Annotated in this window: 10 protein-coding genes and 2 rRNA genes (1 of these 12 cut by a window edge); 10 read left to right on the top strand and 2 right to left on the bottom strand. The window is 67.5% G+C overall.

Annotated elements, in window-relative coordinates; all coding sequences use genetic code 11:
* The 10 genes from V1460_RS33980 to V1460_RS33935 form a co-directional block, all read left to right on the top strand.
* Positions 1–1,042 (top strand): 23S ribosomal RNA (locus V1460_RS33980) (it extends 2,080 nt beyond the left edge of the window).
* Positions 1,043–1,121: 79 nt separating this feature from the next.
* Positions 1,122–1,238, top strand: a 5S ribosomal RNA gene (rrf, locus tag V1460_RS33975).
* A 135-nt stretch (positions 1,239–1,373) separates the two neighbouring features.
* The gene (locus V1460_RS33970) at positions 1,374–2,018 is read left to right on the top strand and encodes an HAD family hydrolase (protein ID WP_338677426.1); all 645 of its coding nucleotides are present in this window, start codon (positions 1,374–1,376) and stop codon (positions 2,016–2,018) included.
* A 49-nt stretch (positions 2,019–2,067) separates the two neighbouring features.
* Positions 2,068–3,291, top strand: coding sequence for an MFS transporter (locus V1460_RS33965; protein WP_338678325.1), 1,224 nt, complete (start codon positions 2,068–2,070; stop codon positions 3,289–3,291).
* Complete coding sequence (locus V1460_RS33960) at positions 3,242–4,417, top strand: acetoin utilization protein AcuC (protein ID WP_338677425.1); 1,176 nt, start codon at positions 3,242–3,244, stop codon at positions 4,415–4,417. Before V1460_RS33965 ends, V1460_RS33960 begins: the two co-directional genes overlap by 50 nt.
* A gap of 170 nt (positions 4,418–4,587) precedes the next feature.
* The gene (locus V1460_RS33955) at positions 4,588–5,403 is read left to right on the top strand and encodes a phosphatase (protein ID WP_338677423.1); all 816 of its coding nucleotides are present in this window, start codon (positions 4,588–4,590) and stop codon (positions 5,401–5,403) included.
* 128 nt (positions 5,404–5,531) lie between these two features.
* On the top strand, positions 5,532–5,741 hold the full coding sequence (locus V1460_RS33950; protein ID WP_338678324.1) for a helix-turn-helix domain-containing protein: 210 nt from the start codon (positions 5,532–5,534) through the stop codon (positions 5,739–5,741).
* A 110-nt stretch (positions 5,742–5,851) separates the two neighbouring features.
* Positions 5,852–5,950: a 30S ribosomal protein bS22 gene (locus tag V1460_RS33945; protein ID WP_003948845.1), complete on the top strand. Its 99-nt coding sequence runs from the start codon at positions 5,852–5,854 to the stop codon at positions 5,948–5,950.
* Between the two features lie 291 nt (positions 5,951–6,241).
* On the top strand, positions 6,242–7,297 hold the full coding sequence (locus tag V1460_RS33940; protein WP_338677421.1) for an NAD-dependent epimerase/dehydratase family protein: 1,056 nt from the start codon (positions 6,242–6,244) through the stop codon (positions 7,295–7,297).
* 109 nt (positions 7,298–7,406) lie between these two features.
* Complete coding sequence (locus V1460_RS33935; protein ID WP_338677420.1) at positions 7,407–8,555, top strand: lysophospholipid acyltransferase family protein; 1,149 nt, start codon at positions 7,407–7,409, stop codon at positions 8,553–8,555.
* A 132-nt stretch (positions 8,556–8,687) separates the two neighbouring features.
* Here the strand turns inward: V1460_RS33935 and V1460_RS33930 are convergent, their stop codons facing one another.
* The gene (locus tag V1460_RS33930) at positions 8,688–9,920 is read right to left on the bottom strand and encodes a DUF5667 domain-containing protein (protein WP_338677418.1); all 1,233 of its coding nucleotides are present in this window, start codon (positions 9,918–9,920) and stop codon (positions 8,688–8,690) included.
* Between the two features lie 316 nt (positions 9,921–10,236).
* Complete coding sequence (locus V1460_RS33925; protein ID WP_338677417.1) at positions 10,237–11,076, bottom strand: ECF subfamily RNA polymerase sigma factor, BldN family; 840 nt, start codon at positions 11,074–11,076, stop codon at positions 10,237–10,239.
* Positions 11,077–11,412: the final 336 nt, after the last annotated feature.

The following is an 11,412-nucleotide window of genomic DNA, read 5'->3' as shown; positions in this document are numbered from 1 at the left end:
CTCCATTTCGGTGGGGCGAAGCTGAGAACTTAAGCGCCAGTAAACGGCGGTGGTAACTATAACCATCCTAAGGTAGCGAAATTCCTTGTCGGGTAAGTTCCGACCTGCACGAATGGCGTAACGACTTCTCGACTGTCTCAACCATAGGCCCGGTGAAATTGCACTACGAGTAAAGATGCTCGTTTCGCGCAGCAGGACGGAAAGACCCCGGGACCTTTACTACAGTTTGATATTGGTGTTCGGTTCGGCTTGTGTAGGATAGGTGGGAGACTTTGAAGCGGCCACGCCAGTGGTTGTGGAGTCGTCGTTGAAATACCACTCTGGTCGTGCTGGATGTCTAACCTGGGTCCGTGATCCGGATCAGGGACAGTGTCTGATGGGTAGTTTAACTGGGGCGGTTGCCTCCTAAAGGGTAACGGAGGCGCCCAAAGGTTCCCTCAGCCTGGTTGGCAATCAGGTGTTGAGTGTAAGTGCACAAGGGAGCTTGACTGTGAGACCGACGGGTCGAGCAGGGACGAAAGTCGGGACTAGTGATCCGGCGGTGGCTTGTGGAAGCGCCGTCGCTCAACGGATAAAAGGTACCCCGGGGATAACAGGCTGATCTTCCCCAAGAGTCCATATCGACGGGATGGTTTGGCACCTCGATGTCGGCTCGTCGCATCCTGGGGCTGGAGTCGGTCCCAAGGGTTGGGCTGTTCGCCCATTAAAGCGGTACGCGAGCTGGGTTTAGAACGTCGTGAGACAGTTCGGTCCCTATCCGCTGTGCGCGTAGGAGTCTTGAGAAGGGCTGTCCCTAGTACGAGAGGACCGGGACGGACGAACCTCTGGTGTGCCAGTTGTCCTGCCAAGGGCATGGCTGGTTGGCTACGTTCGGGAGGGATAACCGCTGAAAGCATCTAAGCGGGAAGCCTGCTTCGAGATGAGGACTCCCACCCACTTGATGGGGTAAGGCTCCCAGTAGACGACTGGGTTGATAGGCCGGATATGGAAGCACGGTAACGTGTGGAGTTGACCGGTACTAATAGGCCGAGGGCTTGTCCTCAGTTGCTCGCGTCCACTGTGTTAGTTCTGAAGTAACGAACAGGCTGTTTGCTGGTTTGTGTTGGATATCTTCATAGTGTTTCGGTGGTCATAGCGTTAGGGAAACGCCCGGTTACATTCCGAACCCGGAAGCTAAGCCTTTCAGCGCCGATGGTACTGCAGGGGGGACCCTGTGGGAGAGTAGGACACCGCCGAACAATTCTTCAGCCTCAACCCCCGGACCATGTCCGGGGGTTGAGGCATTTCTGCGTTCAGTACCGGCTCAGTGGCATCCCTGCCATGTGCGTATGGGCGCCGTGCGCTGGCTGCTGTCGACTTCCTAGTCTGGACCCATGCGCTACGACCTGGTCATCTTCGACAACGACGGCGTGCTCGTGGACAGTGAGCCGATCGCCAACACGATCCTCGCGAAGTATCTGACGGAGCTTGGCCATCCCACCTCGTACGAGGAGTCCGTACGGGACTACATGGGCTCCGCCGTGCACCGGATCCACGACCTCGTGCGGGAGCGGACCGGGAAGCCGCTGCCCGAGGACTTCGACGACACCCTGCACGCGCGGACGTTCGCCGCCTTCGAGCAAGGACTCCAGGCCGTACCGGGAGCGGGTGCGGTGCTGGAGAAACTCGTGGCCGACCGGGTCCCGTACTGCGTGGCCTCGTCGGGGAGCCATCAGCGGATCAGGGTCGGGCACCGCAGGACAGGGCTTGACACCTGGTTCCGGGACGGGAACACCTTCAGCGCTCAGGACGTGGGCCGGGGCAAGCCGGCGCCGGATCTGTTCCTGTATGCGGCCGAGCGCATGGGGGTCGCTCCCGAGCGATGTGTGGTGGTGGAGGACAGCCCCCTAGGGGTGGCCGCGGCCCGTGCCGCGGGGATGGATGTGTACGCGTTCACCGCGATGACATCGGCCGGGAAGCTCGACGGTGCCAATGGATACTTCGGGGACATGGCTGAGCTGCCCGGATTGATCCTGTGATCCATCTACCCAGGGGTAGTTGAGCGCCTTACGCTGTGCGGCCATGACCATGGCTCAAGCGGCACTTCGGCACGGCCGGACTTCGCTGGCGCTCAGCTTCGGTGCGCAGGGTGTGACCTTCGCCCTGCTGGTGACCCGGATACCCGCGATCCAGGACCGGTACGGCATATCCGACGCGCTGCTGCCGGTCTTCCTGGCCGCCGTGCCGATCCTGGCCGGTGTGGGCAGTGTGGCCACGGAGAAGGCAGTGGCGCGCATACGCCCGAGTGCCGTGTTGCGCTGGTCCCAGCCGATCGTGCTGCTGGCCCTGCTGGGCGTGGGCGCGGGCACGGAGTTGTGGCAAGCAGCCGTGGCGCTGGGGGCGTTCGGGCTGGCCGTCGGGGCCTTGGACGCGGCGATGAACATGCTCGGGGTGCGTCTTCAGCGGGAGTACGGCCGGAGCATCATGCTCGGATTCCACGCCGTGTACAGCCTGGGCGGGATCGCCGGTGCCTCGCTGGCCTGGGCCGGTGCGCACTGGGAACTTCCGCTGGTGGCGCTGTATCTGCCGGTGGTGGCGGTGCTGTTGCCGGCGGCACTCGTCGGCAGCAACTGGTACCGGGACGCGGGTCGAGGGCCCGGGGACCCGGAAGGAGTGGGGAGCGGTGGCGGTTCGCCCGTGGCGTTCTCACTGCTGCTGCCGCTGTGCCTGGTGATGACGTTCGCGTATATCGGGGACTCGACGGTCTCCAACTGGAGTGCCAAGTACCTCCAGGACGTACTGGGCAGTTCGGAGGAGTTGGCGACCGTTCCGTACAACGCCTACATGGTGACGACCTTGCTGGGCCGGACGGTCGGGGACCTGGGCGTGCGGCGCTTCGGCGCGGTGGCCGTGGTGCGCTGTGGGACGGTGCTGGCTGCTTTGGGCTTCGCGGTGGTCGCGGTGGCGCCGGGGGCATGGACGGGACTGGCGGGGTTCACCCTGCTCGGCCTCGGGCTGTGTGTCGTCGTGCCGCAGACCTTCGCCGCCGCCGGGCGGCTGTTCCCCGGCGCCAGCGACGTGGCGATCGCACGGCTGAACATCTTCAACTACGTGGGCTTCCTGATCGGCTCGCCACTGGTCGGTGCGCTGGGAGACGCCTGGAACTATCGGGGCGCGATGCTTGTGCCGATGTGCCTGGTGCTTGTGACACTGCTGTATGCCCGCTCGTTCGCGGCGGAGCCCGACCGATACGGTGGCGTTCATGAGCGGTCGCGCACGGTTGATGTGGGACGAGGCGGTCACGAAGTATGACTTCGGCCCCGGCCACCCGATGGATCCGGTACGGCTCGCACTGACCATGGGGTTGGTGCGGGCGTACGGACTCGATCGCGCGCTCGACGTGGTGGCGGCCAAACCCGCGGGTCCGTCGACGCTGCGGTTGGTCCACCGAGAGGACTATGTGGCGGCGGTGCGGACCGCGTCCCAGGATCCGGGGGCCGCCGACGAGGCATACGGTCTGGGCACCATGGACGATCCGGCCTTCGCCGGGATGCACGAGGTGGCCGCGTTGATCGCCGGGCAGTCCGTGGGTGCCGCCGAGGCGGTGTGGCGCGGGGAAGCCGCGCACGCCGTGAACTTCGCCGGAGGGCTGCACCACGCCATGCCAGGGGCGGCGTCCGGGTTCTGTATCTACAACGACGCTTCCCTCGCCATCGCGCGGCTGCTGGAACTCGGAGCCGAGCGGGTCGCCTATGTGGATGTCGACGTGCATCACGGCGACGGGGTGCAGGCGACGTTCTGGGACGATCCGAGGGTGCTGACCATCTCGCTGCACGAGCATCCGCGGACGCTGTTCCCCGGTACGGGCTGGCCCGAGGAGACGGGTGGTGAGGGCGCGGCAGAGGGATCGGCCGTGAACCTCGCTCTTCCGGCCGGGACCGGCGACCAAGGCTGGCTGCGGGCGTTCCACGCGGTGGTACCCGAACTGCTGGCCGACTTCCGGCCGCAGGCGCTGGTGACCCAGCACGGGGCCGACACACACTTCGAGGATCCGCTGGCGCATCTGGCGGTCTCGCTGGACGCCCAGCGGCTCGTGCAGGAGGCCTGCCACAGCCTGGCTCATGAGCACGTCGAAGACGCGCGATGGCTCGCTCTCGGCGGTGGCGGATACGCGGTGGTGGATGTCGTGCCGCGGTCGTGGACGCATCTCGCGGCGATCGCGGCGCACGCCCCGGTGGATCCCGAGTCCGAGGTGCCGCAGGAGTGGCGCGACGAGGTCTACGCGCGGACCCGGCAGTTGGGGCCCGGGCGTATGACGGACGGACTGACTCCCGTGTGGCGGGAGTGGGAGAGCGGGTACGACCCGGCGGACCGACTCGACCAGGCCGTAATGGCGACCAGGCGGTCCGCGTTCCCGCTGCGGGGCCTGCTGGCATAGGGGCCGTTCCGGAGGCTCTGGCCGTGAGTCCGGCCACACCGCGGGGGTTCGGACGCGGCTGCGCACCGTGAACCGTGGTGGGGGCGAACAAGGGGCGGTGCGTTACGCCGACTGTGCGGATTTGCCCGGGATTCACGGCGCGGGTGCTGTGCCTGCGGGAGCATCGGGGGGTGTTGAGCAGGGGAGCGCTTCGAGCGCATCTGTTGGCGGCGCGGCTCGCGGGTCCGGTGGCCACCTCCAGGGAGGAGAGTCTGCGCAGCTACCGGCTGTTCGCGGCCAGGGACCCCCGGGTCACGCTCGGACTCGATCCCGAATGGGTATGGAGTGAACGGGATCTGATCGCGTTGATGGCCGACAAGTGCGGTGTCTCGGACGATCCCGCCGAGGTCTCCGGTCCCGATGTGATCAATCCCGAGCGGACGCTGAACGGTCTCGATGCCTTCGCCGCGCGAGTGGCCGAGGCCGCCCGGCAGCGGACGCCGGTGCTGTTCGGGACCGGGCATCCGCACCGTCTCCTGGGGTTCTACGCCGAGCTGGCAGACGCTCTGTCGGCGGCGGGCTGTGACGTCCTCACACCAGCGCAGGGGCGATGTGTCGACATAACGACCCGGTTCGGGGTACGCACGTACAACCTCGACTACGTACGGGGAGTTGCCCTGGTGCGAGAACCGCACGCGCGGGACGCCGGTCGGCGGCTCGGTGCGCACACCCACTCACCGCTCCCGATTCGGGCCGCTCTGGAGTGTCTGGCGGAGGCCGGAGGGCCGCTTCCGGGGCTGGTCGTGGGGGACCACGGCTGGGTCTGCGGCGCAGGTCAGCTCGGGTTCGACGCCATCGGGCTGGCGGACACCGACGATCCGGCGCTGTTCGTCGGGGAGGCCGAGGGGCGGATCGCGGTCGTCGTTCCGCTTGATGACGCTGTGCGGTCCGATTACTACCGGCCGCTTACTCGCTATGTACTCAATCGAGCGTGTCTGTCACAGTAAACGGCTGAAGGCTGCTCCTCTTCCCCACTCGCACCACCCGCCCCTAGTCTGGTGAGTGAGCGCACCGCGACGAAGAGTCACCGGAGGGGAAGCCGGTGGGCGTCGTGCGCGGAAGGTACAGGTGGGTCATGTCTGCTGGCGAAAGGCCTCTCAACGAGGTCAAGTTTCTGACCGTGGCGGAAGTCGCCTCGGTGATGCGGGTGTCGAAGATGACGGTGTACCGGCTGGTGCACAGCGGTCATCTGCCGGCCATCAGGGTGGGGAGGTCTTTCCGGGTGCCGGAGCAGGCGGTTCACGAGTATCTCCGCGAGTCCTTTGTGGGGGTCGAATCCGCCTGAGACATCCCCTCGGTTACAAGCGCGTCGCTCAGGCGGGTAGGCTAGGCCGACGTAGGTCGTGTGGGCCCAGACGCCCCGCACCGAGTGAGAAGAAGTGAGCGAGGGTAGTCGTGGGCTCTGTTATCAAGAAGCGGCGCAAGCGGATGGCTAAGAAGAAGCACCGCAAGCTGCTCAAGCGCACGCGCGTGCAGCGTCGCAACAAGAAGTAAGCGACAGCTGCAGGTGTATTCGCGGCCCTTCCACCGACCCGGTGGGAGGGCCGCGGTGCGTTTGTGGCTCGTGTCGCACTCCACGGCCCGCGTATACGTTCGCGTTGCGCTCGCACCGGCGTCGGTGTCGCTCGGGCCGGTGTGCGACACCCACGTCCTCGCGTGTTCGCGTTGCCGCGCCGTACGGCGTTGGGGGCAATGAGCCGTGAAGACCGGCTCGCGGTCATCACAGCGCAACATCAACCCGCTACGGTGACGCGTAGGGGGAGAAGCGAACGGAAGGCGCTGATCTTGGGCAAGGTCGTGCTCGTCACCGGTGTGGCCCGGCAGCTCGGGGGCCGGTTCGTGCGACGTATCCAGCGGGACCCCGAAGTGGACCGAGTGGTCGGCGTGGACGCGGTGCGGCCCGAGCATCCGCTCGGCGGCGCCGACTTCGTCCGTGCGGACATCCGCCAGCCCGCCATAGCGCGCGTGCTCGCCGAGCACGGGGTCGACACGGTCGTGCACATGGACGTCACGGGTACCCCCCTGGGCTCGGGCGGCAGAGCCGTGGTCAAGGAGACCAACGTCATCGGCACCATGCAGCTGCTCGGTGCCTGCCAGAAGTCCCCGACCGTCAAGCGCCTGGTCGTGAAGTCGAGCACCAGCGTGTACGGCTCCGCTCCCCGCGATCCGGCCGTGTTCACCGAGACCACCCCGGCCAAGTCACTGCCGAGCGGCGGCTTCGCCAAGGACGCTGTGGAGGTAGAGGGGTACGTCCGGGGCTTCGCACGCCGCAGGCCTGATGTGGCGGTGTGCGTGCTGCGCTTCGCCAACATCCTCGGGCCCCGGGCCGACTCCCCGCTCTCCGACTATTTCTCGCTGCCGGTGCTGCCGACGGTGTTCGGCTACGATCCGCGCCTCCAGTTCGTCCACGAGGACGATGTCATCGAGGTGCTGGGGCTCGCGTCCCATGAGCCCCGGCGCGGCACGCTCAACAGCGGGACGTTCAACATCGCGGGCGACGGGGTGCTGCTGCTGTCGCAGTGCTCGCGGCGGCTCGGGCGTCCCACGGTGCCGGTTCTGCTGCCCGCCGTCACCTGGGTCGGTTCGGCGCTGCGTACCGTCGGCGTCACCGATTTCTCGCCTGAGCAGATCCGACTGCTCACCCACGGCCGGGTGGTGAGCACGGTCCAGATGCGCGAGACGCTCGGCTTCACGCCCGCCTATACGACGGCAGAGGCCTTCGCCGACTTCGCCCGCAGCCGGGGACCCGGGCTGCTGCCGCCCGAGAGCGTGGCGAGGGCCGTGGACGGGCTTGGCGTGCTGCCGGCGCTGATGGGTCGAACGACGACGGGCTCGGCCTAGGCACCTCGGGCTCAGCCTGTCCCTCGCGGGACCGCAGCCGCGTCGTACCAGCGGCGCCGGACAGCGCGAAGACAACCGGTAGCGCCAGATATAAGGAGCGCAGTCAACGATGGCGGACGCCAAGGTCATTCCGTTCGACGACGACCGGTCACGCACGGGCGCGTCGCAGCGCCCGGTGCGGCGGCGCCCCGGGGCAAGCCTGCGAAGGCCCCCCGCCGAGGCGGTGGCGATGCGCGAGGTGCCCTCCGGCGCGGTGCCGGGGCAATCGGAAGGTGCCGAGGGTACTGAGGGGGCCGAGGCGGCGTTCGCGGGCACGGCTGACCGCGCGGGCTCCGTGAACGGTGTGCGCGCCGTGGGCGCCACGGGGGGCGGCGGTACGACGACCACGGCGGCGGCTGGACCAGATACCGAAGGCCGCGGCAGCTGGGACCGCCGTATCGCCGGCGGACTGGCGTTTCTGCGCCGCCGGCTCACCGGCGAGTACGAGGTCGACGAGTTCGGTTACGACAAGGAGCTCACCGACCAGGTGCTGATGTCGCTCGTCCGCCCGCTGTACGAGAAGTACTTCCGGGTCGAGGTGAAGGGCATCGAGAACATCCCGTCGGACGGCGGGGCGCTCGTGGTGGCCAACCACTCCGGGACGCTCCCGCTCGACGGGCTGATGATGCAGGTCGCGGTGCACGACAACCACCCTGCGGGCCGGCACCTGAGGCTGCTGGCCGCTGATCTGGTCTTCATGCTGCCGGTGATAAACGAACTGGCGCGCAAGGCCGGGCACACGCTGGCGTGTACGGAGGACGCGGAGCGGCTGCTGAGGCAGGGCGAGGTCGTCGGGGTGATGCCCGAGGGCTTCAAGGGCATCGGGAAGCCTTTCAGCGAGCGCTACAAGCTTCAGCGCTTCGGGCGGGGCGGCTTCGTCTCGACGGCGCTGCGGGCGGGCGTGCCGATCGTGCCCTGCTCGATCGTCGGGGCTGAGGAGATCTATCCGATGATCGGCAACGCGAAGACACTGGCGCGGCTGCTGGGCTTTCCGTACTTCCCGCTGACGCCCACCTTCCCCTGGCTGGGGCCGCTGGGTGCGGTGCCGCTGCCGACGAAGTGGACCATCCAGTTCGGGGAGCCGATCGAGACCGACGGCTATCCGCCGGAAGCGGCGGAGGACCCGATGCTGATGTTCAACCTGACCGACCAGGTGCGGGAGCAGATCCAGCACACGCTGTACAAACTGCTGGTGCAGCGGCGCTCTGTCTTCTTCTGAGGTCTTCTTCCGGCACCGGGCGAAGACCGGGCGAAGACCTCAGAAGAGCTCAGAGGAAGACACACGAGTGGGGGGAGAGGCCCACAGCCTTTCCCCCCACTCGCTGCTGGTCTCACTCGCGGTCGACCGCTGCTAGCCGTCGTCGTCCTCGACGTCGAGCCCGAGATCCGGCAGCAGCCCGGGCAGCAGCGGTGGGATGGTGACATCCGGCATGGGCGGCGTCGGATTGGCGTCGGATGAGAATGGCGGGGTGACCATGTCGTCCGACGGGTCGAGCAGATCGCCAGTGCCGCCGTCGAGCAGCCCTTCGTCTTCCGGTGAGTAGCCGGAATCCGACGGGGTGGGCTGCGTGTCGTCCTGTGCCTGTCCCTGGCCCATGGTGGGCGAGGAAGGCGAGGACTGGCCCGCACCGGACGAACCGGTGGAGCTGCCGGAGCTTTCCGGACTGGCTCCGCCGCGCTGAGGTCCGGTGCTTGCCTGACCAGGTGTGGCGGGCAGCAGCGAACGGAGCGGGCCGACCTCTTGGTCTATGGCGTCGAAGACCGAGTTCACCTCGTTTCCGACGTCGTTGAGCTGGACCGGGAGACGTTCGCGCAGCCCGTTCCACACCTCGCGGTGGGAGTGGGAGAACGAGGACAGAGCCGCGATCGGGGCGAGCGAGCCGTCCCGCTCGTATGCCTGGTGAAGCAGGCGGTGGCCCTCGGAGACATCGTGGCGCATGCCTGTCAGCGCGCGCCTGACCTCGCCGAGCGACTCATGGTCCAGCTGCCCGGACCGGCCGCGCTCCATCAGCCGACGGGCCTCGCTGAGCCGGGTGGACGCCTGGTCGAGGTAGATACCGCCGCGGTCGGCGTCGTCGTCCGCCATCCCCAGCTTGAAGTCCTCCATGCCCCGCTTCAGCCCGTAGAGGGAGTCCCCCGGGAGGGCATCGGAGCTGGCGGCTGCCACTCCGCCGAAGGCGCCGGCGGCGACTCCGACGGTGAGGCCGCCCGCCGCGAGGCCCTTGGCCCAGCGGGAGCGCGGCTTCAGCTTCCGGAGCTGCGATGCCCGGTGGGCGCCGTGGCCGGAGCCTCGCTGCCCCGGTACGGCTGGGCTTGCGGGCGCACCTCCTTCAAGCGCCGTGCCCTCCAGGAGCATGGCTTCCATGGCGGCGACGAGCTGGGCTCGCTGCACCACCTTGACCTCGGGATCCAACTCGGGCTTCGGCAGCTCGCCGAGGCCGTTCGCCAGGGCCAACAGCCGTGTCCGCTCGGCCGGTTCTGCCGAAGTGTCAGGCTGTTCGGCCGCCGCGCCCAGGAGTGTCTGATCCTCCAGGGCCTGGGCGAAGGCGTTCGCCCGCCGGTGTGCCGAAACGTTCGCGATCACTGGCGGCACCTCCTCTCATCATGACGGTCGACTCCTCGGGGGGTCCGGAAGGTTGCACACCTTGAGCGCATCCACACGAAAGAGTGAGTGGCCGCGGGCGTGACGTGACCGCAGGGAGTCTGCATTCCGCACAACGAGCGGCTCGGCAGTTGGGTTACGCGCGAAGGATGATCGGACCAGTGCGTCATCAGCCGCTCACGGGTGGTGAGTTGAAGGGACGGGACGGCGTGGGGGGCTGGTGCGTGGGGGCGGTACACGAAATGGGCGCGAGGCGGGGATGCAGGGTGCGGTGGGGGCGATCTCCATGACCGGGAGATCAGCGGGCATCGTCGGGGAGCAGCCGGGCCAGGGTGCGGACGGCCCGGTACTGAAGTGTTTTGATCGCACCTTCGTTCTTGCCCATCACCCGCGCGGTCTCGGCAACCGAGAGGCCTTGGAGGAAGCGCAGGGTGACGCACTCCTGCTGCTGGGGGTTGAGCTTGCGTACCGCTTCGAGCAGTGCGGCGTTGGAGAGGGACTCCAGCACCGAGTCCTCGGGGCTGCGCTCGACCTCGTTGGCGTCGAGCATCTCCCCGGTGGTCACTTCCAGTCGGAATCGGCTCGACTTGAAGTGGTCGGCGACCAGGTTGCGAGCGATGGTGACCAGCCAGGCGCCGAAGTCCCGGCCCTGCCAGGTGAAGGTGGAGATGCGCCGGAGCGCGCGCAGGAAGGTCTCGCTGGTGAGATCCTCCGCCGTCGCCTTGCCGCCGACTCGGTAGTAGATGTAGCGGTAGACGGTGTCGCTGTACTGGTCGTAGAGCCGGCCGAAGGCCTCCGCCTCACCTGCCTGGGCCCGCTCGACCAGGTCCATCATGCGCGCGCTGTCGCTGTCCGCGCTGGGGCGGCGGGTGGTGGCCGAACTGCCGCGACCGCCCCTGCGGGCGAGCTCCCGTCCGTCGCCGGAGCCGCGCCCGTCGACGACGCCGCTGCGTGCCGGCCCCTTCTCGATGCCACCCGTGAGGGCGTAGCAGGGGCCGACAGGGCCGAAGGCGGCTGGGCTCGGCGTGGCGAAGGCGGGGACGGCGTACGCGGTGGGGACGAAGCCGCGCAAGTGGTCGGCGACCGTTGCGCGCAGCGTAGCCAGGCCCGAGGCGTCAACCCCGACGTGTGGGTACACGGGACTCCCAGAGGCAGAGCTTCCATCACGTGCAGTGCGGGACCGTTCACTCGTCATGGCGACGTGCGGGGTCCTTAATGCGTCTGAGGAGAATAACGCTTCGTACAGGCAGCGCTACACCCAGTTGCTCAAATCATCGATTCCGTCGCTTCTGTTACGACAAAGCGACGGATGTAGCGGCAATTTGTGATCGATTGCCGATCGAAATGCTTCGAGATCTGCTTTTGTACGTCACGCGTTGTGTTCATGTGCCCGCAACGACGCTGGCCACGGGCGTGCGGGGGGTGTACGGCGGAATGCGGCGTGACGTGTGCTCCGGGGTGGTCGCGGTCGGCG

This window comes from Streptomyces sp. SCSIO 30461, from assembly GCF_037023745.1.
In the GTDB taxonomy this organism is placed as follows: domain Bacteria; phylum Actinomycetota; class Actinomycetes; order Streptomycetales; family Streptomycetaceae; genus Streptomyces.
The sequence above is the reverse complement of the archived record's forward strand: the minus strand, read 5'-3'. Positions and strand labels throughout refer to the sequence as shown.